Source organism: Rhodoferax sp. GW821-FHT02C08 (assembly GCF_059421805.1).
Window position 1 is genome coordinate 89189 of the sequence record NZ_JBWKVR010000001.1, and the last position, 25111, is coordinate 114299.

Sequence of the window (25111 nt, forward strand, 5' to 3'; positions counted from 1 at the left end):
GTGTATGCGCCAATGCCGATAGGCCAGCGTGGTGTTATTGACCCACGGGATAGAGCCTGGACCAGGCCAGCATCAGCAGCGTGGCCGCCAGCGCCCAACTGGCCGTGGCCGACAGCAGGGTGGTGGTCAGCGTGCAGCGCAGGCTCAGGGCGTAGACGGTCAGCAAATACACGGCGTAGGGCAGCAGCGACCACAGGCCGAACAAGGCGGTGGTGCGCAGGTCGGCCATTGAGCGTTCGCTGCCCACGATGGCATGGGCGATCAGAGCGAAGGTGGGAAACAGCGGCACCAGCCCGGCCACCACAAAATTCTTGGAGCGCGACAGCAGTGCAATCGCCAGCACCGCCAGCGCGCCCAATAGGCATTTCAGAAACAACGACAACATGGGTCCGCTCAGTGTCTTATGGGGGCTGCAGGCGCTGTGGGGAAAGCGGGCGCTGCAGGCGCTGCAGGCGCCACAGACTGCGCGGCCGGCGCGGGGAAGACCGTGTTCGCGTCTGCTGGAGGCTCGTCAAAACCTATGCGTATCAGCTCGCCGTTTTCCGGCGGCTCGGTGTAGGTCCAGTCGTTCAGTGCGTCGCGCATCACGCTCGACGGCGGGGCGAATGGCGCCACCGGCACGCCCTTGAGCGCGCGGCTCATGTAGTCGATCCAGATGGGCAGCGACAGGCTGGCGCCAAAGGCATTGCTGCCCAGGCTGCGCGGCTTGTCATAGCCCATCCACACCACGGTAGCCAGGGTGGGCTGGAAGCCGGCGAACCAGGCGTCCACCGCGTCGTTGGTGGTGCCGGTCTTGCCGTACAGGTCGGGGCGCTTCAGCGTGGACTGGGCCTTGGCGGCGGTGCCGATGCTGGTGACGCTTTGCAACAGGCTGTTGGTGATGTAGGCATTGCGCTCGGGCAGCACGCGGTCTTCGTCGGTCAGGGCGGGGGCGGGCGGAGCTTCGAACAACAGCTTGCCCTGGGCGTCGGTGATGCGCTCAATTACCACCGGTGGCAGCAGATGCCCACCGTTGGCGAACACCGAATAGGCCGAGGCCAGTTGCAGCGGCGTGGTGCTGCCGGCGCCCAGCGCCAGCGTCAGGTTGTCCGGCTGTTTGTCGATCTCAAAGCCGAAGCGGCCTGCCCATTCACGGGCCGGCTGCACGCCCAGGAACTGCAGCAGCCGGATGCTGACCAGGTTGCGCGACTGGGCCAGGCCCTGGCGCAGGCTGACCGGGCCGAGGAACTGGCCGTCGTCGTTCTGCGGGTTCCAGGCCGGTGCGCCATTGGCGGCGGCAACGTTCAGCGGCGAGTCGTTCACCAGGGTGGACGGCATCACGCCCTTGTCGATACCGGCGGAGTAGATGAAGGGCTTGAAGCTGGAGCCGGGCTGGCGCCAGCCCTGGGTCACGTGGTTGAACTGCTGGTCGGAGAAGTCGAATCCACCCACCAGGGCGCGCACCCGGCCAGTCTGCGGCGTCAGCGATACCAAGGCGCTCTGCACCTCGGGCCATTGCGACACGGCCCAGTAGCCGCCGCCCTTGCCGTCCATGTGTTGCACGCGGATGATGGCGCCACGGCGCAGCGCCAGCGGGGCCTGGGCCTTGGCGCTCAGCGCGGGCTGGGCCCAGCGCAGGCCATCGCCCTGGATGTGCAGCGTCTCACCTGTGGCCAGGCGGGCCACCACTTCTTGCGGACTGGCCTGCAGCACGATGGCCACGCGCAGGTCTTCGTCGTCGCTGTAGTCCTTCAGCGCCTGGGCTGCGGCTGCGTCTTCTTCGGTGGCGTCGGCCGGGGCGGGCGGCAGGTCTTCGTTTTCTTCGGGGCCACGGTAGGCCTGCTTGCGGTCAAAGGCCAGCACACCCTTGCGCAGTGCCTGGTAGGCGGCCTGCTGGTCGGCGGCGATCAGCGAGGTATAGACCTTGATGCCCTGCGAATAGGCCTGCTGGCCATAGCGCTCGAATACGGCCTGGCGTGCCATCTCGGCCACGTACTCGGCATGTACCGGCACCTGCAGCGGCGAGCGGATTACCAGTTTTTGCTTGGTGGCGGCATCGAACTGGGCCTGGTCGATCACGCCCACGCTGAGCATGCGTCCCAGCACCAGCTGCTGGCGCCGCGTGGCGCGTTCCATATTGCTGATGGGGTTGGCGAAGGCCGGGTTCTGCGGCAGGCCGGCCAGCATGGCGACCTCGGCCACGGACAGCTCGGGCAGGGTCTTGCCGAAGTACACCTGGGCGGCGGCGCTGAAGCCGTAGGCCCGGTGGCCCAGGTAGATCTGGTTCATGTACAGCTCCAGGATCTCGTCCTTGCTCAGGCTGTGCTCGATCTTGATGGCCAGCATGGCTTCTTTCAGCTTGCGCTCGGCCGTCTTGCGGTTGCTCAGAAAGAAGTTGCGCGCCACCTGCTGGGTGATGGTGGACGCGCCCTGGCGTCGCCCGCCAGTCAGGTTGGACACCACGGCGCGCAGCACGCCTATGGGGTCGATGCCGCTGTGCTCGCGAAAGCGCGCGTCTTCCACGGCCAGCAGGGCGTCCTGCATTAGCTTGGGGATTTGCGCGATGGGCAGGAAGTCACGCCGCTCGGAGCCGAACTGGGCAATCTCCACGTTGTCGCTGGTGTAGACCTGCATGGCCTGCTGCGGCTGGTAGCTGGTTACCTTGTCCAACGGCGGCAGGCCGGGGTAGTACCAGACGGCTGCAATGGCTAGCACCAGTGTGCCGATCACGCCCAGGCCCAGGCAGACCCATATGGCGGTAAGCCAGAGCTTGCCGGATTGGGCGCGGGACGGTACGGGATGGGAGGAAGAAAAAGAGGAGGGGATTGGGGTCATGTCAGCTATGGCGCTGGTGCCGGTTGGGGCGCGGGCTTGGGCGCGCTGAATGCGGGTAGTGGACGTTCTGTCGCGTGGGCGAGGGGGCTGGCATCGGAGTGGCGGCGGGCCCTGCAAAGATCGGGCAAGTTAATGGGGCGGCTCCCGGTTCGGTCGTCGCGGAGCTTAGCGGCTGGCTGTGAAGGGAGTGTAAAGCGGGGTGTCGGGCCCCATGCAAGCATTTGTAATGCTATTGAATTAGTAGCTGCTTACGCAGATAAATTCTGCGCTGAAGCGGTATTTTTTATAAAAATAGAACCGAGTCATATGCCGGCACGTGATGCACTGCGGGCTGGAAGGGCCTGCGTTGATATGCTAGGGCTTACCCCAGTTGTGAGCGATTAGTGAACGTCTTGGTTTGATAATCGCACGAGTGGATCGTCTGCTGTATGGCGATTTGCCCTTGGCGACACTACATTCTGCTCCGCACCGCGGCCAGGTCTGGCCGCTAACGGACCATCTGAACGCTGGCGCGACCGCACCCTCCGCCCTCTGTCCGGCATGAGCCGCTTGCAGAACAACGTTCACCCACCCAGGAGACATGCATGAGCACCACCGCCGGCGATTCACGCGCCAAGCACCAGTCGAAGAAGGCCACAGCCAGTGGCTGGATCGGCTCGGCGCTGGAGTATTACGACTTCTTCATCTACGCCACCGCGGCGTCGCTGATCTTCCCGCAGATCTTTTTCCCCAAGGGCGACCCCACCACCGCCATCATCGCCTCGCTGGCCACCTATGGCGTGGGCTATGTGGCGCGGCCCATCGGGGCCTTCTTTCTAGGCCACTGGGGCGATACCCAGGGCCGCAAGAAAGTGCTGATCATCTGCATGTTCCTGATGGGCTTTTCCACCGTTGCCGTGGGCCTGCTGCCGACCTATGACCAGGTCGGTCTGTGGGCACCTACGCTGCTGGTGATGCTGCGCCTGATCCAGGGCTTTGCGGTGGCTGGCGAGATATCCGGGGCCAGCTCGATGATTCTGGAGCACGCGCCCTTCGGGCGACGCGGCTTTTTCTCCAGCTTCACGCTGCAGGGCGTGCAGGCCGGCCAGATCCTGGCGGCGGCGGTGTTCCTGCCCTTGGCGCACTTCATGCCCACCGAGGCCTTCAACACCTGGGGCTGGCGCATACCCTTCATCCTGAGCTTCCTGGTCATCGTGGCCGGCTACATCATCCGCCGTGAAGTGGACGAAACCCCTGCCTTCGCCGAAGAAGGTGCCCACGGCACCGTGCCCAAGGCCCCGATGATCCAGGCAGTGACCGAGAGCTGGCGCGACATGCTGCGTGTGATGTGCTGCTCGCTGATGAACGTCATCCCGGTGGTGACCACCATCTTCGGCGCGGCCTATGCAGTGCAGCCCGGCTACGGCATTGGCTTTGAGAAAGACGTGTACCTGTGGATTCCGGTAATGGGCAATATCGTCGCCGTGCTGGTGATCCCCTTCGTGGGCAATCTGTCCGACAAGATCGGCCGCCGCCCACCCATCATCATCGGTGCCCTGGGCTCGGGTCTGTTGTCCTTCGGCTACCTGTACGCCATCAGCGTGCACAACGTGCCGCTGGCCATCACCATGTCGCTGCTGATGTGGGGCGTGGTGTACCAGGGCTATAACGCTGTGTTCCCCAGCTTCTACCCCGAGATGTTCCCCACCCGCACCCGGGTGTCGGCCATGGCCATCTCGCAAAATCTGGGCACGCTGGTCACCGCCTTGCTGCCCGCGCTGTTCACCGCTGTAGCGCCCCCCGGTGCGATGAACATCCCGTTCACCATTGGCTCCATCACCTTGGCCGTAACGGTGATTGCCGCCATCGCTGCCTGGACCGCCCGCGAAACCTACCGCGTGCAGATGGTGGACCTGGGCAACCCCGACGCCGTGCCCGTGCCCAAGAAGGCTTACGACGCCGCCCGTGAAAAGCTGATCGCCGCTTCGCAACAGGCGCTCGCCTAGTCTTTAACCGGTCTCCTTTTAGCTGCCCGCGCAGGTGTGGTCTGCGTCGGCAGCTATTTTTCTTATAGCGGGTTATCCTGCAGGTTTGGCTTTTTGTAGACCGCATGCTGAACCGCCCACTTCCCCTCCTGTTAATCACCGGCAGTCTGCTGGGACTGGGCTTTCCTTTGGGCAAGCTGGCCGGGGCGGCGGGTGTTGCGCCCATCGTCTGGTCCTGGATCATGGCCGTTGGCGCCGGCCTGGTTTTGCTGCTGGCCCTGTGGCTGGGCCGCGTGCGGCTGCCGCTGGACGCACGCCATCTGCGCTACTACCTGGTGACGGGCGCGGTATCTAACGCGCTGCCCAATCTGCTGGTGTTCAGCGCCATGCCGCATTTGGGGGCAGGCTTTATCTCCATCTTCTTCGCGTTTTCGCCCATCGTGACCCTGGTGTTGCACAGCCTGCTGCAGCGCCGGCGCCCCAGCGCACTGGGTGCAGCGGGTATTGCCCTGGGCTTTGCCGGGGCCCTGGTCATTGTGCTGTCCAAGGGCCGCGTCGATACAGCCGGTGGCGGCGCGGCCCTGTGGTTGGCGCTGGCTTTTCTGATCCCCTTGCTGCTGGCCTGCGGCAATATCTACCGTACCGTGGCCTGGCCCGCCGGCACCAGCGGCCTGGCTCTGGCCGCGGGCACCAACCTGGGGGCTGGCGCTGTGTTGGGTGTGCTGTCGCTGGTGTGGACTGGCAGCTTGCCGCTCTCGGCTGCCCTGGCCGTACCCGGCCTATTGCTGGCCCAGGTGGCGATCAGTGCGGCCATGTTCGCCGTGTTCTTCCGCCTGCAAAGCGTGGGCGGGCCGGTGTACCTGAGCCAGATCGGCTACGTGGCTGCCGCCGTGGGGCTGGGCACGGGCACCTTGGTGCTGGGCGAGCACTATGGCCTGCTGACCTGGCTGGGGGCGGTGGTAGTGGCCCTGGGCGTGCTGGTGACGACGCGGGCACAGCAGGGTGTGGGTAAGTAGTTGCTATTTTTTTTGGTAGCTGCTTGCGCAGGTTTTATATGCGCTACAGGCACTTTTGTTGAATACGGCTTCTGCCAGCTATGCCTGCCCGTCCCGGCTCAGCAACTCTGCCTGGAAGCGTTCCAGCTCTTCATCCAAAGTCCCGCGGCTGCGGAATGGGCGGTTGGCTTTGTCGTACCAGTACTCGGCATCCTCCAGATCGCCTTCCTGGATGTGCAAGATGCCGTGCAGCCAGGCGGCCAGTTGCGAGTCGTCGGTCTGCACCAGGTTGTGGGCCTCGATCCAGCGACCCGAGCGCATATGCTCCAGGACTTGGTGAAGAATGGCCATTGCATGCTCCTTTGTGGGTGTTCTGTACACCATAGCTGCTTCCACGCACAGGGGCGAATAAACAGCCCGCTGTCATGTGCGTGGGGCCATCCAATTACTTTTGTGGATTGGAAAACATCGGGTTGCCGCTGGTGGTCTTCACGACTTCTTCCTGCAAAACGTCCCAGTGCTCCACGATCTTGCCATTTGCCAAACGGAAGATGTCTACGCCCACCATGGCTTTGGGGCCCATGCCGGTATAGCGGCCGTGCACCATGACGAAGTCGCCTTCGGCCACCACCATGCCTGGTTCGTACTTGAAGTCTGGCCCCAGGCTGCCAATCCAGCCCTTGAGCACCTCGGAACCGTTGGGCACCGCAGGGTTGTGCTGGGTGTAGTTGGGCGACCAGTACTTGTCAATGACCGAAGCGTCATGCGTGATGAACAGCCCCTTCATGCCCGCAACCACAATCTCTTTGTTGGTTTGGGCAAAAGCACTGCTGGAGAAGATCGCCACAAGAGATGCTGCGGCGAAGAGGGTTTTAAAGGGTTTCATTTTGGGCTCCTATCGGGGTTGCTGCTGGTTAACTACTTAGCGCTTCATCTCGCCCTTGTTGACCTTGGCGCCGATGTCCAGGGACATGGCGCCAAGGTCACTTGTGGGTAAGTAACGCCCGGTGCGTTGGAGTGCAATGTAGTTTCTTCAATCGCGCAGATAAACCCGTGTAGTTGCACATTAATGTTGCGTGAATCGATCAGGTAGTGCGTTCACTAGCACCCATGTTCGCCCGATCTTTTCGCCGGGCAAGCGTAGGTGGCTGGTGTGTCTGCGCTGGATCGGCTGCGTGGCCGCAGTCGCTCAAGGGTGGGGTGTGCTACTTTTTTTGTAGCTGTCTCCGCAGGTTTTATCTGCGCTACAAGGTGTTTTTGTATGGATACAGGGGTTGGAGAACTGCCAGAGCCACGGGCAATCTTTGGTTCTTTGGGGGATTTAATCGATTACCCCTGGGAGTTCGGAGGGCTGTTTCCGAACTCCCAGACTCAGCTTTCGTGAACAAAAATAACCCAGGAGGTATCAGCGCCTAGTGCATCCAGCTGCCTATATCGGCGTTGTATCCCTCTCCGCCAGTTTCGCCATCAGCCCCCAGGCTGAATACATCGATCTCTCCGTGCAAGCCTGGGGACCGGTATTGCAATTCATTGCCCCAGGCGTCTTTGGGCATTTGATCCATATACACGCGCCAGTTCGGTGGCACTTTGCCGCTGCTGGGCTTTTGTACCAAAGCCCCCAGGCCCTGGCTGCTGCTGGGAAAACTTCCGGCATCCAGTTTGTACAGATTCAAGGCCTGCACGGTGTCGGCAATTTGCTGCTTGGTTGCAGCGACCCGCGCATCATTCGGGCGGTCCATGATTTTAGGAATCACTAAAGCCCCCAGAATCCCCAGGATGGTGATGACCACCAGAATTTCGATCAGCGTGAAGCCGGTGTTTTTGCGAATGCGTGGCATGTGATGGTCCTTGCTCAAATATTCAGTTTGGAAACATTCAGGGTGTAGTGGCCAGGGGCTCCAGCAGCTTGCAAGTAAGCTCCAAGAAATCCCGGGAACTGGGCGGTCAACCCGGCATTGTCGATGAGCTCTCCGGTGAACTGGAATCCTTGTTGCACGGAGTGGCTACCCTGGCCGGAAATCACCAGAGGGCCGTCCTGGCTGGTGATTGAAAAGCTCACACCGGAATTCTCGCTATGGCCTTTCAGCTCGAAAGTGCCCAGTTGCCCTTTTGGAACCAGGCTGGTCGCGGCGTTGAGCCATTCCATTTCAATCTGGGATATGCGGGTGGACTGCAGGTTGCCTTGCGCAGAAATCTGGCGAAAGTTCAAAAAGCCTTGCCAGTCGCCTTTGTTCAGCATGCCGGGCAGCAGCGGTGTGACTTCCTTTGCCTCTACGCCCAGTCCCCGCAGGTTGACCTGCCAGCCATACAAGCCCAGCTGTACTTGCCCGATGGACGAGCCATTGACCTTGATCTGGAACAGCAGGCCAGCGTTCTGGAATCCGTCCAGCCTCCATTCCAGAGGCGGCAGAGACAGCTGACGCGGGTCTTTGCCGCGCATACCCGTAACTACCCCGCGTCCGTTCCACAGTGTGCCGTCGGCGTCGGCCAAATCCCACTCATGGTTGGTGGCTTGTTGCAGAACTGTGCCAATGAGGCTGGCTGGGGCCAGCCAGAGCATAAACACCACGGTTAGCAGGCAGGTGACGGCGATTTGACGGGAGCGCTTCACGGCTCGGTCCTCCACAGTTCCAACGTGGCCTGGATTTCAACCATGCCTTGTACATCTGCCCGGGTGACTTTTACCTTTTGCACAAGCATGCGCATGTCTTTCTGCACAAAGGCGAGCCAATCCACCCACTTGTCGAATGGCACCACGCCTTGCAAAGAGACCTGATTCTCGGAATCCAGGGGTTGGACGATTTCGGTGGGCAAGCCAAACTTGGTCAGTGCATCAGACACCGCCACTGAATACACCTGGTTGACGTTGCCGCCCGCTGTGGGAAGTTGTTTGAGCCGTTGCAACTCGTCGGCCTGGACGCGCATCGTGCCCAGGACTTTCAATTCAGTCGCCAGCTGGCTTTGGGCCCGTTCCTGGGCTGCGGCCAGCGCCGACCAGAACCAGACCAGCGCCACCACGGCCATGCCGAGCAGCCACGCCGTAAGCAGGCGCTGGTCCCGTCGGGATAGGCCTTTCCACCAGGATTGCAGTTGTTTCATGGTTATTCCTTGGCCATTAGCGCCGTGGTGACCGTGCCATTGTTGGTCGATTGCGTGACGGCGGTGTAGCCGCGTTGCAGCATGCCGGTTTCCAGCGCGCGCGCATCCTGGCTGCTGCCGCTCCAAACGGCGATCAAGCGGCCTTGGTCATAGTCCAGGCTGGTGAATTTGGCCTGTGGTAGCTGCTGCGCCAGCGCCGCCAGCACTGGCACAAACCCGTCTGTACGCGATTCGCCCACGCGGGCGCGTGCGGCCTGCCACAGTTGGTGCAACTGGCGGGCCGGCTTGTCGGTCTGGTCGGCCTTGCCACTTACCTCCTGCCAGAAAGCCAGTTGCTCGCTCTTGACCTGGTGGATGGACCACCATGTCTTGCCTATGCTGGCCAAGGCCATTAGCGTCTGAATGCACACGCAGGCTGCGATCGCGATCAGCGCAGTCCTGAATGCGGGCTCGGCCATAAGCTTGCGCCGGGGCATCCAGTCTCCGACCAGCAGGTTGGCACTGGGGTTCGACAAGGTGGCGCGCCAATCCAATGCAGTTACGCGTTCGACCGGAATACCCCATGCCTCTTCCAGCCCCTGAAAGAGAGTGGGTGTCACGCCGTACAACTGGATGCGGGTCGGTGGCGGGGGCGTAGCCTGCTCACGGTGCAAGGCCAGGGCAATGGGAATGCCTGCACCGTCGCCGGGCATGTCCAGTTCCATTGCAACCATGCCATCGTGAACCCACAGAAGGTCGTCTTCATTTTGGAAAACCCGCCATGCGCCCGCGGCGGTGGGGAGCTTCTCGGCCAATGCCTCCACGCGCGCCAAGGACCGCCCCAGTTCTTGCATCGTGGCTACCAGCAGTTCCAGTCGCTGGCGCTGCAATGTGCAGCAGACCACTTCGTCACCTTGTTGGCGCAGGGGAATCACGACCAAACGGCCCAGGTCGTCCACCAATCGGTCCTCCAGCGCCATGGCGACTGCGGCAGCGTCTTTCCAATTCACTTTTGGAGGGAGCTTTACCGTGTGGTAAACAAGCTGCTCTGGGGAGAGAATGAGCACGTGCTCCGTGGCTGGTGGCCACTGCTTGTGGGTGTCTTGCCCTGTGGTGAGCAGGCGCTCACCTTCGACCAGACTCCAGGGACAGTCCAGGTGTTGATGCGGCCAGCCCGCATCGATAGAGAGATATAAGGTTCGATTCATGGGCGCTTCATCCAAACAACATCGGGCCAGGCTCCGGGTTTGCGTCTTAGCAGGGCAATCGCAGACGCCCGGCCTTGTTCAAAGTTGGCGTGCACTTCGACCTTGAAGAAGTCGCTGCGAACCGAAACGGATTCCGTGCGAAATGTGTCCCTGGCATCCTCGTTGAGCAAGGTGTAGAAATCCGGGGTGTATTCAAAAGGTGTGGCGGCACGCCGGTTAAAAATTTCTTTCGCCTGCTGGAAGCTGAGGCCGGGGGCTATGGCGTAAATCAACTCCACAGGCGCAGTGTTGACGTTCAGCTTTGAATTGGCGGTGGGCAGCAGGGTGATGTATTTGTCCAGTTTTGCAATGGTTTCCGGTGTGTAGCCGGGTATAGCCTCCAGGCTGGCCGTACCCATATAGCGGACACGTTCCGACACCTTGCCCGATAGCGCCGTTTTCAGGGACGCGGCCAGCGCAGGGGGCAGCCCCAGCGCCTGCAGCAGGCGTTCATATTGGCCCCAGACATAGGGGTCCCCGGCCAACAGCCATGCCATGTTGAATTTGGCCTGCTCATCAAACATCTGGCCGCTGATTTCGCCTCCGGCGATCGGGATGGGAGGCACCCGCGTGCCCCAGGCCTCGCCCAGGTAGTCTTTGCCTATGCGTTGGCGCTGGCGTTCATACAAGACCGAACGGGCCCAGTCCACACCACCCATTACCAGGCGATGCGCCTGGCGTGCGTCGCGCAGCACTTTTACCTGCGTAACCCAGATATCGACGCGCCAGAGGATGGCCGACGCCAACACGGTGACCACAGCCACCAAGAGCAGTGCCATCAGCAGGGCTACGCCTTTTTGGTGCCGGGTAACGTGCGAGGTGTGCATGCTCATGGCAGGGCATAGACCCGTGTGACGTCGCGCCCATCGTCCAGCGTCAGGGCGACACGCAGGGCCCGCAGTTTGGCATCGGATGCCCCTTCGACTGGCCAGCGATCGTGCCAATTGCCCTGGCCATCCAGGAAAGACAGTGCCATGGTCCGCACGCCACCGAGCAGCGGTGTATCCAGTTCCGCAGGCGGGGCTTGCGTTCGGCCAGTGCCAGGCCCAGCAACTTGCGGGCGAGAAAGGTCGGCCCCCAAAGTACGCACTACCGTGCCATTGCGCAAGCTGTACTGAATTGGCAGCACGCTTCCCGCCGAGCCCCAGATGGCCCAGCGGGCTGTGGCACCTTCGCCCTGCCAGTGAACCTGGATAACGTCGATGGGCAAGCCATCGACCGCACAAGTGACATCCTCCCCGATGCGTGCCCAGGCCATGGCAATGCTGCGCCAGCGCGACTGTTCGGCATACACCACGTCGCGGGCACGGAGGACTTGTGTCAGACCCTTGCTCGCCATGGCTCCCAGCACGGTCAGCAAGGCCATGGCGACCATGACTTCCAATAAAGTCATGCCTTTTGCGCTATGCCGGAAAGTCAATATGGCTCTCCTGGTATGAGGTTGACCTGGTGGGTCAGATACCCCTGAACCGTTACCTTTGCCGTTGGATCGTCTTTTAGGGACACATGCACGTCTACCTTGCGGGCCAAGGGACTGGGGGTATCGCTCACTTCTTCGGCAACAACAAACTCCAGCCCGCACTGGCGCTCTGTTTGCGCGGGCTGGATGCCCGCGTCCAGCCAGTCTGCGCGCGCATGGTGCAGTTCGAGCCGGTTCTGCCCCACCCAATCGGCGCACATTTGGGTGCGCAGGCGCAGCGCATTGGCCGCCGTCAGGCCTGTGGCCCGCACGGCCGCAATGAGGCCGATGCTGAGCACCAGCAGTGCCACCAGCACTTCCAACAGACTGATGCCCCGGGCACGACTACGTTGTGCGGCCACGTTCAAGCTCCTGTATGGCATTCAGCCCCCTGGCTCCACCGTTTGCACTACACCGCCGGAAGCCGTGGTTTCCAATCGGACGAGCCGGGCACCGTCGCGCAGCTGGATCCGCAGCAGCGGTGGGGTGGCGCCGATGAACTCGATGCGCAGTGGCGGTTGCATCGCTTTGTTGTCCTGCCAGGCCTGCTCGATGTGCACATCGTCGTTCAACTGGCCCGCCTTCAATGCGTCGGCGTCGGTGGGGGGCATCCATGTGCCATCGTTTTGGCGCTTTTCGAAGCGGTAGTGGCTCCCATCAGACAGCAGGCGCAGGTGCTGGCCTCCAATGACACTGGCGAACATAGCCGCCTCCAGTGTGTTCACGAATTTTTCCAGCGAAACCTGCCGTTGCACCATCGCGGCATTGCGGGTGTTGGGCATGGCCATGGCCAGCATGATTCCCAGGACGGCGACAACCACCAGGATTTCAATCAGCGTAAAGCCCCGTACCCGGAGCGTCTTGAAACCCATTACATCAGCACCTGGTTGATATTGAAAATGGGTTGCAGGATGGCCAGCACGATCATCAGCACCATGCCGCCCATCACCAGGATCATCAGTGGTTCCAGCAGCCGGATCAGGATGGCCACATCGTGTTCCAGCGACAACTGTTCCAGCCGGGCGGCTTGGGCCAGCATCTCAGCCAGTTGGCCGCTTTGTTCGCCACTGGCGATGAGGTTGATCAGCAAAGGCGGGAACCCATCTTTGTGCTTGAGCGAACGGCTCAGGCTCTTGCCGGCATTGACCTCCTGAAGTGCTCCACCCACAATTTCCTTCAGGGGAAGGCGTTCGAGCAGCGCCTTGCCTGCCTCCAGTGCCAGTAGCAGCGGGACACCGCTGCGCACCAGAATGGCCAAGGTGCTGGCAAACCGCGCGGTGTCTGCAGACCGCAGCAGCTTTCCCACAATAGGCAAGCGCAGCAGTCGGACGTCCACCGCGCGGCGAAAGGCATATTGCTTCATGGCATGGAGCCACCAGATGCCGGCCAGAATGGCCATTCCTACTGCATAGCCGCCACCTGCGCGTACACCGCTGCTCACGCTCAGCAATGCGCGGGTGAGCAGCGGCAGTGTCTGGTGCTGGTTTTGGAACACGGTTACCACTTGGGGGACCACATATGCCAACAGCACACCCACTACGCTCAGGGCCACCACCAACATGACCAGGGGGTAGATCATGGCCTCCATCGTTTTGCTGCGCAGGGTTTGGCTTTCGGCCAGGTAGTCGGCCAGGCGAGACATGACTTCGCCCAGTTCGCCCGCTGTCTCGCCTGCCCGGATCAATGCGAGGTACAGCGGGGGAAAGGTGCGCGGGTGCATAGCCAAGGCGTTGGCCAGGCTGTGGCCTGCACGGACCTCATTGCGCACTGCATTGATGATTAAACCGTGTGCAGGCTTGTCCACTTGGCCGGCCAGGGTCGCTAGCGAGGCGTCCACATTCAGCCCCGCTCGCAGTAACGACGACCATTGCTGCGTCAGCAGAAACAAGGCCCGTGGCGGGATGCGGCTGCGCCGTCCTCCTGCCGAGGATGTGTGGGCGTTGGCTTCCTCCACCGATACCGGCAGCAGCCCCTTTTCCCGCAAGGTGGTGCGTAGCTGGGGGGCGCTGTCCGCCTCCTGGCTGCCTTCGACCCGTACCCCGGATGCATCAATGGCCTGGTAGCGGAAAGTTTTCATCGGTCTCCTGCCACGCGCATCAGCTCGTCTACCGACGTCACGCCAGATCGAACCCAGCGCTGACCATCCTCTTGCAGCAGCCGAAGGCCTCCGTGCTCGCGTGCAGTGTCGCGCAGGACATGTTCGCCTGCGCCGTCGTGGACCAGGCGGCGCAGCCGGTCATCCATGGTCAGCCACTCGTAAATGCCTAATCGTCCTGCATAACCGGTGCCCCTGCATTGCACACAGCCGCGTGGGCGAAACGCGCGCCCCAGTTCCTCGGGTTCGTCGGCGTACGCGGGATCGGGTTCTTTGCAGTGAGGGCACAGCTGACGTACCAGGCGCTGCGCCAGTACCCCGATCAGGCTGGACGCCAGCAAAAATGGTTCAACGCCCATGTCCACCAGACGGGTAACGGCGCTGACCGAATCATTGGTGTGCACAGTGGCCAGCACCAGATGGCCTGTCAGGCTGGCCTGGATGGCGATCTGGGCTGTTTCGAGATCCCGAATTTCACCGATCATCACCACGTCAGGGTCTTGCCGCAGCAAGGCGCGCAACGCGCGCGCAAAAGTCATGTCGATGCGGGAATGGATCTGCACTTGACCAACACCTGCCAGGTCGTACTCCACCGGGTCTTCTACCGTCATGATGTTGCGGTTGCGCGAATTCATGCGCATCAAGGCGCCATACAGCGTCGTGGTCTTGCCCGAACCCGTCGGACCGGTCACCAGCACGATGCCGTGCGGTGCATGGATGGCGGAGTCGAAGCTCGCCAGCGTGTCGGGTGCCATGCCCAGCACGGCCAAGTCCATGCGCTTGGGGTCTTTGTCCAGCAGGCGCATCACCACGCGCTCGCCGTGCGAAGTCGGCACTGTGGATACCCGTACATCCACCGTTTTGCCCGCCAGCCGGATGGCAATGCGACCATCTTGTGGCAGGCGTTTTTCGGCAATGTCCAGTTGCGCCAGGATTTTGATGCGGGAGGACATGGCGGCGTGCAGTGCCCGGTGCGGTGCCAGTACCTCCACCAATTCGCCATCGCGACGCATACGCACCACGGTGCGCTGCTCCTCGGGCTCAATGTGGATGTCCGATGCGCCTTCGCGCACGGCCTGGGCGATGAGTGCGTTGATCAGGCGAATGACGGGGGCATCGCCATCGCTGGCCAGCAAATCTTCGACCGGCGGCAAATCGTTGACCAACTGGTCCAGGTTCACCTCCTGGCCGGCCGTGTCCACGATCGAGGCGGCGCTGTCTGTGCCGTCTGAATAAATCGATGTCAGGGCTTGGGAGAACTCTTCATCCGAGACCATCCTGAGCGTAACTGCTGAGCCTAAGGCGCGGCGAACCTCGGCCAAAGGCCCTACAGGCGTGGCCTTGCACACCCATAGGACTGGCTCGCCTCCATCAGTAGGGTGCAGCAGCATCCCATGACGCCGCGCAAATAGATACGGTATGCGTCCACCGTCCAACGAATTCAGCGCCACCATCGACTACCTCGGCTCTTCAGCAACGGGTTGCGTTATGGGTGTGGGTTGGGCGGGAAGTGTGAGGGTTGCGTCAGCTTTCAACTCAGGGGAAGGCAGCAGGGGGCCCAACTCCAGTTTGGCTTTTTCGTTGGTCGATTTTTGTAGCCCCTGGATATAGGAATAGCGGGACATGGACAGCGTTTCATCCGCCTCTGCCGAGCGGAGAGTCTTTGGGCGGATGAACACCAGCAGATTGGTCTTGGACCGGGTTTTACTTGTGTGCTTGAACAGAGCCCCTACCAGCGGTAGATCCCCTAGGCCGGGGACTTTGTTTTCTGTATCTCCCAAGTTGTCCTGCAATAGTCCGCCTAGAACAATCAGACCGCCATCCTGTACTTGGACCGCTGTTTCGATGGTACGGGTGTTGATGGTGGGCCCCGATGCGTTCGATGTAGTGCCTTGCACCACTGACGACGCCTCCTGAACGATCTTCATGCGGACCATGCCCCCTTCGGACACTTGGGGCAGGATCCGCAAAGACAAGCCCACTTTGCGCCGGTCAAATGTCTGGAACGGGGTGACTGTGGACGATGAGCTGGTTGACGAATAGCTGCCTGTGACGATCGGCACGTCTTGTCCGATCATGATCTGTGCTTCCTGGTTGTCCAAGGTCATCAGGTTGGGCGTGGACAGAATATTGCCACTGCTAGTGGTTTCCAGGAACGTCGCCAATCCCATCAGGTTGTTGATGATGGTTCCGTTAGGCAGCGTGATGGTTCCGTTGGCGATACCTAGGCTCAGCCCGGTTCCGGCCGAAGTCGGGTTTTGGGCCCAGCTGAGGATGCCTGTATTGGCTCCTGAGAAATTGGTGCCCCCCACCAATTGGGCGCCGGAGCTGCCGGTGCCCAAACCGCTTAATGCCTGCCATTGAAAGCCGAACTGGGCAGCGGTGTCGCTGTTGACCTCGGCGATCAGCGCTTCCACATAGACCTGCGCACGGCGCAAATCCATTTGCTTGATAACTTTGCGCAAGCGTTCAATCACGATGTTGGGCGCGCTGATGAGAATCGCATTGTTGGCTACGTCCGCCTGCACATAGCTTCCCTGTACCAAGCCCCCGGTGGTTTGCCAGCCACCGTTGCTGCCGCCGCTCGCTCCTGCCCCTGACGTTGAAGTGCTACTGCCCATGGCATTGTTGGGCACCAGGCCAGACGAGCGGTTGGAGCCGAGCGCCGACGAGTTGTTGCTTTCCCCTGATACGGATCCGGCGGCCTTGGAAGTCGCCTGGTCGGCAGACAGGATGGCGCGCAGCATCTGCGCCACCTCGCTGGCTACGGCATTCTTGAGGTAGATGACCTCGATGCTGGCACCCGCTTCAGGTCGGTCTATCTGCTTGATCAGTTCCTGCGCGCGCAACAGCTTGCCCGGTGAACTGCTGCGAATGAGCAAACTATTGCTATGCGGTTCGGCCATGACGGCGAAGCTATCACCCACAGCAGTCACAGCATTGGCTCCAGCAGCACCGCCGGGCGAAGCTGTTGTAGACGCCTGTTGGGAAGGACTGTCGCTCATCAGATTCTGGATAAGGGGCGCCAACTCCGTTGCCGTCGCGTGGCTCAGTGGCACCATCACGGGTAAGCCCAACCCCGACACGTCGATAGCTGCCAACACGACTTCAAGTCGCTTCAGATTCTGCGAATAGTCGGTAACCACCAGGGTGTTGTTGGCCGAATAGGCGACAACGGTCGCGTTATTGTTCAGCAAGGGCTTGATTGCAGAAGCCACCGACTGGGCAGCTTCATATTTCAGCGCGAACATGCGGGTTGCAATGGTGTCACCGCTCAGGGGTGATCCACCCACGCCTACCCCAACAGATTGTTGACGAGCATCCGCATCAAGCAGGATGCGCACTACTTTTCCATCATCCACTGCGGCAATGCCTTGCAAGCGCAGTGCAGCCACCAAGGTGGGATACACGAGCGAACGCGGCATCGGGCTTGCCGACACTACGTTGACATTGCCTTTGACCTTGGGGTCTAGTACGAATAGCTTGCCGGTCAACTCAGACGCCAGCTTCAACACCACAGACACTTCGGCATTGGCCAGGTTAAGAGTTACCGTGTCTTCGGCAGCCTGCGCAGCCAGGCCCCACAGCCCCAGGCCGACGCCCCAGAGCAACTTGCGAAAATTCATCGAGGATCCTTGGTAAACGAAATGGGGCCCGAGGGCGGTGGTGGGCTAGGCATCCCGGAGCGACTTCCGGGTGCTTCTTGCTCTCGCCCGTTGGGGGCTGTTGGCCTTAGAGTTAACTCGCTGCGCTGGGACGCCTTGTCCAGAACGATGCGCTCAGGCAGCACCTCCATGACAGTATGGCCGGATGGCAGCCGGTCCCCGATCTGGGCCACTACTACTTGGGCACTGCCTTCCAGCACTAACAGTGCACGGCTCCTGCCACCAGAGTCCACATACGTGCCCAGCAACCGCCAGCGCGGGTCAATGCCTCCTGGTGGGGTATCTGCGCCAGGCCCAGCGGCGGGGCGCCGTGCAATTTCAACATCGAAAAAATGGCGAGCCGTCACGCGGTTGCTCTGCTCCACGAGTGTGAGCGAGGCTTTGCCTGCAAGCGGGGCGCTGCTTGGCGTTGCCAGCCACCAAATTGTTTGCGCGGCAATCCAGGCTATAGCCACGCAAGCCAGGCACTGTACGGCCCACAACATGCCAGCGTATGGCGACCATCCCATACGGGCACGCGACAGCAGGCCGGAAAAATTCCAACGCATTCAAATGCTCCAATCAACTGTTAATGAGCGCGATATGGCCTGGCTGCGCTCGCAATTGGGGCGACTGTTACTTGCTTTGCGGCTCAATGAAGAAGTTTTCTATGGAGTTGCTCTGTTCTGCTGCATTGGGCAGTAAGCCCTTGGCCACTTGCGCTTCTACATCTGCCTTGCTGTAAATGGGAATGAGTAAATAACCGCCGCCTTTGTCCTCTGGAGCCTTGCGGATAATGGTCCCGGCGGCCTCCGGGATGGAGCCACCCGTGGTTTCAAACACAATGGCCGCCGCTTTTTCCCGCGATTCGTTGGTGCCACCGTTGTCCACCAGCACCTGGCGATCTTTGTCCAGGCTTTCGACAATGCGTTGCTTCAGCTCTTTTGTACTGAGATTGCTTTGTGTGTCGTAAACATCGTAATTGAGATTCGGTTCGCGCAATGGGCCGCCTATGGCCTTGAGTTCGGTCATGACTTCGCCATTCCCGCTGCTGCCAGCCGCTGGGGTGAATACCACCGCTACGGTGCGCGATTGGCGCAGGGCATCCATTTGGGCGTCGGTCAACAAGTTGTTCTCTGCACTTGCTTTGGGCTTGCTGTCAGTGCTTGTTTGGCCAACTTGCTCTTCAGTCTTGGCGCTGCAGGCGGCCAGAGCAGCGCAGGCTGCGAGCACTAAGAAGAATGATTGAATTTTCATATGAAAATAAAGAAAAATGGATGCACGAAATGAGTTCACTCGTTCGGGTACGCACGCTACATGTTGGTGCGATTACAAATGTTGTGACTCCTGCTTGTGCGGTGAGGGCAAAGACTGGTGCGTTCGTTGCTATTCATTTTCAGAAATGTGATAAGGTATTCGGGGAAATTTAAAAATACCTTCCTTGATTAACCTTGTCTTTGATTTGTAATTTTATTAATTACCCAAGGATTGAAAATATTTCAATCCTTGGGGTGATTTATTCCTATGTTAATGGTAGTGCATATAACAATAGGAAATTGCACGGAAAATCAGAGCGTATTGCGATCTGCCGTTACGTAGAACATCTTGAAGGTATATTCGGCCTCATTTTTGACCCAGTGGCCGTCAGTCCGTTCACCGTTCCAGTTATAGGCCCAAGCCAGGTTGTTGCCGCATTCATCCCAGGAAACTTGTTGTTGGGGAACAAAAAATCCTGCGAACTTCCCTTGTTTCCAGCGGCGGGCTACGGCAATTACAGGCTCTGCCCACATGCCTGGTGCAAAGCGTGCATTTGCGGCCCATGACTGCGTGGTTGACTGTGAATAGGTTTCACTATTCGTCCATCGTTTACCGGCTTCTTCGGCTGCAAAGGCAAGGTCAAAGCCTACGCTGGTACCTGTACTGTGGCCATAACCTGTCGTCTTGGATCCACCCCAAGTGAAAGTGCAGTAGCTCGAACCGGCAGAACAGAACTGAACCAAACCTTGGGACTTTCCACGCCATGTCCAATCATTCCAAGTGTTTGAGGCTTGGTTGATGCCTTGTACGCGGGTAGTCCAGTAGTTGTGTGGGGTGCTTGAGTTGCCGTACTGGGAACCGAACGAGAGGTTACGTTTGCCACCGCAGATCCATACGTCGTGCGCTAACGCGATGGAGGGGGCCACGCCCGCGGCAATCATGGCTGTTGCAACTGCAGCCTTAACAAATTTTTTCATATTGGGTTTTTTCATTTAGTTAAATTTTTGCGACAAAAAATCAACGTCAATTAGATGGATTTGGCGATCTGGAACGTGATGTAGTGCCATTCGGCTCTGTTGGCAGTCCAATAACCATGTTTTTTATTTAACCAGTCGTAAACGGTATTATTGCCGCCACCACTGATATACCCTGTGCGGAACCAGGCGTTCATGAAACTACCGCGCGTCCAGCGACGTACAGTCACCTTAATAGGGTTGCACCAGAGGCCACCTTTAAAAGTGACGCCATTCGAAAAGGTATCCGTAGAACTTTTTGTTTGTTGCTGGCTTTTTGTGGTCGCGTATTGGTATTGGGCCGTAAATGGTCCAAGGCTATAACCCAGCCCGGCGGCTACGGAAATTCCTTGCTCGCGTTGGTACGTCGTTGTGACGGTACTGCCCAAACTATAGGTGCAGTCGAGAGAGCCGCTACTGCAGTACATTGCCATATTGTGGTACTTGCCGCGCCAGTACCAATCATCGTATGTATTGGATGCTTGAAGATCGGCATTTAATGCATAGGTCCCATCACCCGGTATTACCTGGCCAGTATCGGTTCTAATCCATGACGCTGAGGCCATGCTCGATACGGCTGATAAAGCTGCAGCCACTACCAACGCCGAATATCGACGTGAATTTTTCATAACAACTCCTTTTTCATTTTGGAGGCACATTAAATTCTTGACTGCTGGTTATGCAGCAAAGATCGGGGGAGATTCTTGATGTTCTGGTAGGGGCCGGGTTCGACTTGGCTAGGTTTTGTGTTTTCTATCGGAGTGGTTTTGCCTTATTTGCGTTAACTCAACTCTTGGGAAAAACTAACTGTCTTGTCAATTCAAAAGTAAATAGTCCGGCAAGTTAAACGTATTTGTTTTAAGTACTGCACGGACATTCATTGGCTCTGCTTTTCTTTGCTTGTGGCGTCATCAGCGTTCGAATCCTTCTGCTTTGTAAACGGTTGGATACAAGTATTTACATTTTTCAAATAACCCTCCGCCAGAGCGGAGTGGCGGTGGTATCGATATTTCGAGAAAAAATACGTAAATCGATACATAAGTTCGCATGGGAGTGGTTTATACAGGCTGAGGGTGACAAGTCAATAACCATTTACGCGTAAAAATGACGAAATGTGATGTTTTGCAGCATGAAGCAAAACATGTGCCATATGCATTTTTGTAACAAGATGATGCAGCGCCCAGGTTCTACTTCTGCTACGAGCGAGAACATATGGGTATACGTGGTATTGAGGAAAATTTGCTACTCTTTTAGTAGCGCGCATCCTAGATGGTGGATGCGTGAAAGGCCTGTGGGTCCAGATTTCAGCGCGGGCCCGTGCTGTGTGCTACCGCAAACCGCAGCAGCGCCGCGCTGCTGTCCAACCCAAAGCGCTGCCGGATGTTGGCCCGGTGGGCGTCCACGGTGCGTGAATCGATGTCCAGCGCCCGGGCGATTTCCTTGCTGGTCAGACCCTGGGCTACCAGGGCCAGCACCTCGGTTTCGCGGGCGGTCAGGGCGGGTTGCTGCTGGCGCCGGTCCAGGGCGCGCTTCAGGCCGGCGGGGTAGTGGGTGGCGCCGCCCATCACGGCTTCAATCGCCTTTATCAGTTCACCCGCTTCGGCCTCTTTCAGTACAAAACCCTGGGCGCCGGCATCAAAAGCCTGCAGCATGTGCTCGTCCTGCGTGGATGCGGTGAACACCACGTAGCGGATGTCCGGCTGGCGCAGGCTCAGCTGCTGTATCAGCTGGATGCCACTGGTGGGCTTCATCTGCAGGTCGGTCAGCACAATGCTGGGCGAGTGCTGTTCGGCCAGCATCAGGGCTTCTTCGGCGCTGCCAGCACTGGCCACCACCTGCATAGGCGGGCCATAGGCGCCGAGCAGGGCGCTCAGGCTTTGCCGCACGATGGGATGGTCGTCAACGATCAGCAGGCGGATGGAGGCGGGCGTGGAGTTGGACATGGTCATCCCGATTTCAGCACGGCGGCGGGCAGCTGGGCCGTCAGCACGGTGGCACCGGGGGCGGACGCCAGGCTGAACGTGCCGCCCAGCATTTCGATGCGCTCGCGCATATTCGTCAGGCCGAGGCCGGCGCGTACTTGGCGCAGCGTGGCCTGTACGTCGAAGCCAGCGCCATCGTCGCGCAGTTGCAGGCCCAGGCCGGCGGCGCCGTAGCTCAGCTGCAGGTCCACATGCTGGGCGCCGGCGTGCTTTTCGATATTGCCCAGCGCTTCCTGCGCCACGCGAAACAGGGCGGTGGCCACGGCCTCGGGGATGGGCGGCAGCGTGGCCACTTGGGTGCTCACCTGGATGCCGCTGCGCTCGCCAAATTCGCGGGCGGTTTGCTCCAGCGCGCTGGCCAGGCCCAGGTCGTCCAGCAGGGTGGGGCGCAGGTCATGGGATATGCGGCGCACGTCGCGCATCACGGCCTGCAGCAGGCCCACGCCCTGGCGCAGCGTGGGGGCTGCGTCGCTGTCGGCGCGCTCCAGCTGCAGCAGGGCCGACTCGGCAACAAACTTCACCGACACCAGCTGCTGGCTGATGCCATCGTGCAGCTCACGCGCCACGCGGGCGCGCTCGTCTTCCTGCGAGTGCACCACCTGCTGGGCCATGGCGCGCAGCTTGTCATCGGCGGCACGTTGTTCGTAGATGTTCAATGCCAGGCCGCCGCCAGCCACCAGCAGCAGTGCCGCAGAGGCAATCAGTAGGATCTGGTTGCGTGTCTTCTGCACCGCCAGCGCGGTGGAGTGGGTGATCAGCGCCTGGGTTTCCTGCAGATGGTCCAGGTACAGGCCGGTGCCCACCACCCAGCCCCATTCGGGCACCAGCTCCACATAGCCTAGCTTGCGTTCTTCGCGCCCGGTGGACGGGCGGTTCCACAGATAGTCCACAAAGCCGCCGCCGGCCTGGGCCTGGCGCACCAGCTGCTGGATGATGGGGGCGCCCGCGCCGTCGTGCAGCTCCCACTGGGGGCGGCCCTCCAGATCGGGCAGGCGCGGGTGCATCAGGCTCTTGCCCTGCAGGTCGTAGACGAAGAAGTAGTTGTCGTTGCCAAAGTCCATGCGGCGCAGCAGGTCCAGTGCCTGCTGCCGGGCCTGCGGCGTGTCGCCAGCGCGCTCGGACAAATGCGCCACGGCCCGTCGCCCGGCCTGCACAAAGTGCTTCAGCTCGTCCTTGCGCGCCTGCAGCAGGATGGGTTGCATGGCGGCAATCTGGTCTTGCGCCAACTGGTCCAACTGCTGGCGCACCACCCACACCACGGCGGCAATCGCCAGCACCAGCGGCACGGCGGCCAGCAGCAGCACCATGGCGCGTAAATGCAAGCGGAAGCGGAGTTCACCCATGGGCCGATTTTGAACCAGCCCCGCCTGGGGAAAACCATTACGTAATCACTCCGCAGCGGCCCCGCAAGCACACCAATGCGGTGCTTGGCCCTGCGTTCGACACTGTGCGTTCGCACATCCATCCACCTAACAAGAGCAGAGACAATGGACACCCTCACCAAAAATCCCCTCGCCCGCACAGCGCTATGGGCGCTGATCGCCCTCGGCGGCGCCGGCGCCCTGGCCACCATCGCGCTGCACCGCGGCGAAACCATCAACGCCCTATGGGTGGTAGTGGCTGCGCTGGCGGTCTACCTCATCGCCTACCGCTTCTACAGCCAGTTCATCGCCAAGCATGTGCTGTCGCTGGACGCGAACCGCGCCACGCCCGCCATGCGCCACAACGACGGACTGGACTATGTGCCGACCAACAAGTTCGTGCTGTTCGGCCACCACTTCGCGGCGATTGCCGGTGCTGGCCCGCTGGTCGGCCCGGTGCTGGCCGCGCAGATGGGCTACCTGCCGGGCATGCTGTGGATCTTGGCCGGCGTGGTGTTTGCCGGCGCGGTGCAGGACTTCATCGTGCTGTTCATCTCAACGCGGCGCGATGGGCGCTCGCTGGGCGATCTGATCAAGTCCGAACTCGGGCCGATTCCCGGCGTGATCGCCTTGTTCGGCACCTTCATGATCATGGTCATCATCCTGGCGGTGCTGGCGCTGATCGTGGTCAAAGCGCTGGCCGACAGCCCCTGGGGTACCTTCACCGTGGCGGCCACCATTCCGCTGGCGCTGTTCATGGGCATCTACACCCGCTACATCCGCCCCGGCAAGATCGGCGAGGTGTCCGTCATCGGTATCGTGTTCCTGATCGCCGCCATCGTGGTCGGCGGCCAGGTGGCGCAGAGCGCCGAATGGGCGCCGACGTTCACGTTTGATGGCAAGCAGCTGACCTGGATGCTGATTGGCTACGGCTTTGTGGCCTCCGTGCTGCCGGTGTGGCTGCTGCTGGCGCCGCGCGACTACCTGTCCACCTTTTTGAAGATCGGCGCCATCGTGGCGCTGGCCATCGGTATCGTGCTGGTGGCGCCCGATTTGAAGATGCCATCGACCACGCGTTTCATTGACGGCAGCGGCCCGGTGTGGGCCGGCGGCCTGTTCCCCTTTTTGTTCATCACCATCGCCTGCGGTGCGGTGTCGGGCTTCCATGCTCTGATCTCGTCGGGCACCACGCCCAAGCTGATCGAGAACGAAGCGCATGCGCGCTTCATCGGCTACGGCGCCATGCTGGTCGAATCCTTCGTCGCCATCATGGCGCTGGTGGCCGCGTCCATCATCGAGCCCGGCGTGTACTTCGCGATGAACAGTCCGCTGGCCGTGCTCGGCCCCACGGCCGAAAGCGCGGCGCAAGTGATCTCGCAATGGGGCTTTGTGGTCACGCCCGACATGCTGCTGCAGACCGCCAAGGACGTGGGCGAGCACACCATCATCGCCCGCGCCGGTGGCGCACCGACCCTGGCCGTCGGCATGGCCCACATCTTCTCCGAGATGCTGGGCGGCAAGGCCATGATGGGCTTTTGGTACCACTTCGCTATTCTGTTCGAAGCCCTGTTCATTCTGACTGCTGTGGACGCGGGCACGCGTGCCGGCCGCTTCATGCTGCAGGACCTGCTGGGCACTTTTGTGCCCTCGTTGAAGAAGACCGACTCGTGGATCAGCAACGGCCTGGCCACCGGCCTGTGTGTGGCGGCCTGGGGCTACTTTCTGTACCAGGGCGTGGTTGATCCGCTGGGCGGCATCAACACGCTGTGGCCGCTGTTCGGCATCTCCAACCAGATGCTGGCCAGTGTGGCGCTGATCCTGGGTACGGTGGTGCTGTTCAAGATGAAGCGCGAGCGCTTTGCCTGGGTGACCCTGCTGCCCACCGCCTGGCTGCTGGCCTGCACCATGACGGCCGGCTGGCAAAAGGTGTTCCACGACAACCCGAAGATCGGCTTCCTGGCCCACGCCAACAAGTACCAGGCCGCACTGGACAAGGGCGAGCTGCTGGCGCCCGCCAAGTCGCTGCTGCAGATGCAGCGCGTGGTATTCAACGACTACCTGGATGCCGGCCTGTGCGTGTTCTTCATGTTCGTGGTGATCAGCGTGCTGGTGTTCGGCATCCGCGCCTGCCTGGTGGCCCGGCGCTCCAGCCGGCCCACGGTGCAGGAAGCCGGTGGCTCCTTGCTGACGGCCTGAGCTTGC

General features: G+C 60.6%; 24 protein-coding genes. 3 read left to right on the forward strand and 21 right to left on the reverse strand.

From position 1 onward, the window contains the following. Nucleotides 1-34: 34 nt before the first annotated feature. Together AC07VY_RS00470 and AC07VY_RS00475 are read right to left on the reverse strand one after the other, a co-directional pair. Nucleotides 35-385, reverse strand: a complete 351-nt coding sequence (locus AC07VY_RS00470; RefSeq protein WP_495096012.1) for a GlpM family protein — start codon at nt 383-385, stop codon at nt 35-37. A gap of 8 nt (nt 386-393) precedes the next feature. Next, a complete protein-coding gene (locus AC07VY_RS00475) occupies nt 394-2814 on the reverse strand; it encodes a penicillin-binding protein 1A (RefSeq protein WP_495096011.1) in 2421 nt (806 codons plus the stop codon). Nucleotides 2815-3398: 584 nt separating this feature from the next. Here AC07VY_RS00475 and AC07VY_RS00480 point away from each other — a divergent pair. Continuing rightward, nucleotides 3399-4799 (forward strand): MFS transporter, encoded by a 1401-nt coding sequence (locus tag AC07VY_RS00480; protein WP_495096010.1) that lies wholly within the window; start codon nt 3399-3401, stop codon nt 4797-4799. Nucleotides 4800-4903: 104 nt separating this feature from the next. Next, on the forward strand, nt 4904-5794 hold the full coding sequence (locus tag AC07VY_RS00485; RefSeq protein WP_495096009.1) for a DMT family transporter: 891 nt from the start codon (nt 4904-4906) through the stop codon (nt 5792-5794). A gap of 78 nt (nt 5795-5872) precedes the next feature. Here AC07VY_RS00485 and AC07VY_RS00490 read toward each other — a convergent pair whose 3' ends face one another. The 19 genes from AC07VY_RS00490 to AC07VY_RS00580 all read right to left on the reverse strand — a co-directional run bounded on the left by AC07VY_RS00490 (nt 5873) and on the right by AC07VY_RS00580 (nt 22891). Further along, nucleotides 5873-6124, reverse strand: a complete 252-nt coding sequence (locus AC07VY_RS00490) for a hypothetical protein (RefSeq protein WP_495096008.1) — start codon at nt 6122-6124, stop codon at nt 5873-5875. Between the two features lie 94 nt (nt 6125-6218). Beyond that, on the reverse strand, nt 6219-6659 hold the full coding sequence (locus tag AC07VY_RS00495) for a nuclear transport factor 2 family protein (protein ID WP_495096007.1): 441 nt from the start codon (nt 6657-6659) through the stop codon (nt 6219-6221). A 526-nt stretch (nt 6660-7185) separates the two neighbouring features. Further along, nucleotides 7186-7611, reverse strand: a complete 426-nt coding sequence (gspG, locus tag AC07VY_RS00500; protein ID WP_495096006.1) for a type II secretion system major pseudopilin GspG — start codon at nt 7609-7611, stop codon at nt 7186-7188. A gap of 14 nt (nt 7612-7625) precedes the next feature. Then, nucleotides 7626-8384: a type II secretion system protein N gene (gene gspN / locus AC07VY_RS00505; RefSeq protein WP_495096005.1), complete on the reverse strand. Its 759-nt coding sequence runs from the start codon at nt 8382-8384 to the stop codon at nt 7626-7628. After that, entirely contained in the window at nt 8381-8872 is a 492-nt protein-coding gene (locus AC07VY_RS00510) for a type II secretion system protein M (protein ID WP_495096004.1), read from the reverse strand. The genes gspN and AC07VY_RS00510 overlap by 4 nt, the downstream gene beginning before the upstream one ends. 2 nt (nt 8873-8874) lie before the next feature. Next, entirely contained in the window at nt 8875-10059 is a 1185-nt protein-coding gene (gene gspL, locus AC07VY_RS00515; protein ID WP_495096003.1) for a type II secretion system protein GspL, read from the reverse strand. Beyond that, complete coding sequence (gene gspK, locus AC07VY_RS00520; protein WP_495096002.1) at nt 10056-10931, reverse strand: type II secretion system minor pseudopilin GspK; 876 nt, start codon at nt 10929-10931, stop codon at nt 10056-10058. Before gspK ends, gspL begins: the two co-directional genes overlap by 4 nt. Further along, nucleotides 10928-11518 (reverse strand): type II secretion system protein GspJ, encoded by a 591-nt coding sequence (locus AC07VY_RS00525; protein WP_495096001.1) that lies wholly within the window; start codon nt 11516-11518, stop codon nt 10928-10930. The genes gspK and AC07VY_RS00525 overlap by 4 nt, the downstream gene beginning before the upstream one ends. Then, a complete protein-coding gene (locus tag AC07VY_RS00530) occupies nt 11515-11919 on the reverse strand; it encodes a type II secretion system protein GspI (protein WP_495096000.1) in 405 nt (134 codons plus the stop codon). Before AC07VY_RS00530 ends, AC07VY_RS00525 begins: the two co-directional genes overlap by 4 nt. Before the next feature lie 21 nt (nt 11920-11940). Then, nucleotides 11941-12429: a prepilin-type N-terminal cleavage/methylation domain-containing protein gene (locus tag AC07VY_RS00535; RefSeq protein WP_495095999.1), complete on the reverse strand. Its 489-nt coding sequence runs from the start codon at nt 12427-12429 to the stop codon at nt 11941-11943. Beyond that, nucleotides 12429-13634: a type II secretion system inner membrane protein GspF gene (gspF, locus tag AC07VY_RS00540; RefSeq protein ID WP_495095998.1), complete on the reverse strand. Its 1206-nt coding sequence runs from the start codon at nt 13632-13634 to the stop codon at nt 12429-12431. Before gspF ends, AC07VY_RS00535 begins: the two co-directional genes overlap by 1 nt. Beyond that, nucleotides 13631-15106: a type II secretion system ATPase GspE gene (gene gspE, locus AC07VY_RS00545; RefSeq protein ID WP_495095997.1), complete on the reverse strand. Its 1476-nt coding sequence runs from the start codon at nt 15104-15106 to the stop codon at nt 13631-13633. Before gspE ends, gspF begins: the two co-directional genes overlap by 4 nt. A 3-nt stretch (nt 15107-15109) precedes the next feature. Then, complete coding sequence (gene gspD, locus AC07VY_RS00550; protein WP_495095996.1) at nt 15110-17278, reverse strand: type II secretion system secretin GspD; 2169 nt, start codon at nt 17276-17278, stop codon at nt 15110-15112. Further along, on the reverse strand, nt 17275-17865 hold the full coding sequence (locus AC07VY_RS00555; protein WP_495119469.1) for a type II secretion system protein N: 591 nt from the start codon (nt 17863-17865) through the stop codon (nt 17275-17277). The genes gspD and AC07VY_RS00555 overlap by 4 nt, the downstream gene beginning before the upstream one ends. Nucleotides 17866-17932: 67 nt before the next feature. Then, entirely contained in the window at nt 17933-18553 is a 621-nt protein-coding gene (locus AC07VY_RS00560) for a hypothetical protein (protein WP_495095995.1), read from the reverse strand. 311 nt (nt 18554-18864) lie between these two features. Then, nucleotides 18865-19545, reverse strand: a complete 681-nt coding sequence (locus AC07VY_RS00565; RefSeq protein WP_495095994.1) for a hypothetical protein — start codon at nt 19543-19545, stop codon at nt 18865-18867. 35 nt (nt 19546-19580) lie between these two features. After that, nucleotides 19581-20195 (reverse strand): hypothetical protein, encoded by a 615-nt coding sequence (locus tag AC07VY_RS00570; protein WP_495095993.1) that lies wholly within the window; start codon nt 20193-20195, stop codon nt 19581-19583. 675 nt (nt 20196-20870) lie between these two features. Beyond that, a complete protein-coding gene (locus AC07VY_RS00575; protein ID WP_495095992.1) occupies nt 20871-21509 on the reverse strand; it encodes a response regulator in 639 nt (212 codons plus the stop codon). A 2-nt stretch (nt 21510-21511) separates the two neighbouring features. After that, on the reverse strand, nt 21512-22891 hold the full coding sequence (locus tag AC07VY_RS00580; protein WP_495095991.1) for a cache domain-containing protein: 1380 nt from the start codon (nt 22889-22891) through the stop codon (nt 21512-21514). Nucleotides 22892-23035: 144 nt separating this feature from the next. On the opposite strand from AC07VY_RS00580, the gene AC07VY_RS00585 reads away from it, so the two are divergent. Then, nucleotides 23036-25105 carry a carbon starvation CstA family protein gene (locus AC07VY_RS00585; protein WP_495095990.1) on the forward strand — a complete coding sequence of 690 codons (2070 nt, stop codon included), beginning with the start codon at nt 23036-23038 and terminating at the stop codon, nt 25103-25105. The last annotated feature ends 6 nt before the right edge of the window (nt 25106-25111 follow it).

Bases quoted from the DNA above. Each gene is read 5' to 3' on its own strand.
- AC07VY_RS00470 (WP_495096012.1), bottom strand. From the start codon at position 385: ATGTTGTCGTTGTTTCTGAAATGCCTATTGGGCGCGCTGGCGGTGCTG.
- AC07VY_RS00475 (WP_495096011.1), bottom strand. From the start codon at position 2,814: ATGACCCCAATCCCCTCCTCTTTTTCTTCCTCCCATCCCGTACCGTCC.
- AC07VY_RS00480 (WP_495096010.1), top strand. From the start codon at position 3,399: ATGAGCACCACCGCCGGCGATTCACGCGCCAAGCACCAGTCGAAGAAG.
- AC07VY_RS00485 (WP_495096009.1), top strand. From the start codon at position 4,904: ATGCTGAACCGCCCACTTCCCCTCCTGTTAATCACCGGCAGTCTGCTG.
- AC07VY_RS00490 (WP_495096008.1), bottom strand. From the start codon at position 6,124: ATGGCCATTCTTCACCAAGTCCTGGAGCATATGCGCTCGGGTCGCTGG.
- AC07VY_RS00495 (WP_495096007.1), bottom strand. From the start codon at position 6,659: ATGAAACCCTTTAAAACCCTCTTCGCCGCAGCATCTCTTGTGGCGATC.
- gspG (WP_495096006.1), bottom strand. From the start codon at position 7,611: ATGCCACGCATTCGCAAAAACACCGGCTTCACGCTGATCGAAATTCTG.
- AC07VY_RS00510 (WP_495096004.1), bottom strand. From the start codon at position 8,872: ATGAAACAACTGCAATCCTGGTGGAAAGGCCTATCCCGACGGGACCAG.
- gspL (WP_495096003.1), bottom strand. From the start codon at position 10,059: ATGAATCGAACCTTATATCTCTCTATCGATGCGGGCTGGCCGCATCAA.
- gspK (WP_495096002.1), bottom strand. From the start codon at position 10,931: ATGAGCATGCACACCTCGCACGTTACCCGGCACCAAAAAGGCGTAGCC.
- AC07VY_RS00535 (WP_495095999.1), bottom strand. From the start codon at position 12,429: ATGGGTTTCAAGACGCTCCGGGTACGGGGCTTTACGCTGATTGAAATC.
- gspF (WP_495095998.1), bottom strand. From the start codon at position 13,634: ATGAAAACTTTCCGCTACCAGGCCATTGATGCATCCGGGGTACGGGTC.
- gspE (WP_495095997.1), bottom strand. From the start codon at position 15,106: ATGGTGGCGCTGAATTCGTTGGACGGTGGACGCATACCGTATCTATTT.
- gspD (WP_495095996.1), bottom strand. From the start codon at position 17,278: ATGAATTTTCGCAAGTTGCTCTGGGGCGTCGGCCTGGGGCTGTGGGGC.
- AC07VY_RS00555 (WP_495119469.1), bottom strand. From the start codon at position 17,865: ATGCGTTGGAATTTTTCCGGCCTGCTGTCGCGTGCCCGTATGGGATGG.
- AC07VY_RS00560 (WP_495095995.1), bottom strand. From the start codon at position 18,553: ATGAAAATTCAATCATTCTTCTTAGTGCTCGCAGCCTGCGCTGCTCTG.
- AC07VY_RS00565 (WP_495095994.1), bottom strand. From the start codon at position 19,545: ATGAAAAAACCCAATATGAAAAAATTTGTTAAGGCTGCAGTTGCAACA.
- AC07VY_RS00570 (WP_495095993.1), bottom strand. From the start codon at position 20,195: ATGAAAAATTCACGTCGATATTCGGCGTTGGTAGTGGCTGCAGCTTTA.
- AC07VY_RS00575 (WP_495095992.1), bottom strand. From the start codon at position 21,509: ATGTCCAACTCCACGCCCGCCTCCATCCGCCTGCTGATCGTTGACGAC.
- AC07VY_RS00580 (WP_495095991.1), bottom strand. From the start codon at position 22,891: ATGGGTGAACTCCGCTTCCGCTTGCATTTACGCGCCATGGTGCTGCTG.
- AC07VY_RS00585 (WP_495095990.1), top strand. From the start codon at position 23,036: ATGGACACCCTCACCAAAAATCCCCTCGCCCGCACAGCGCTATGGGCG.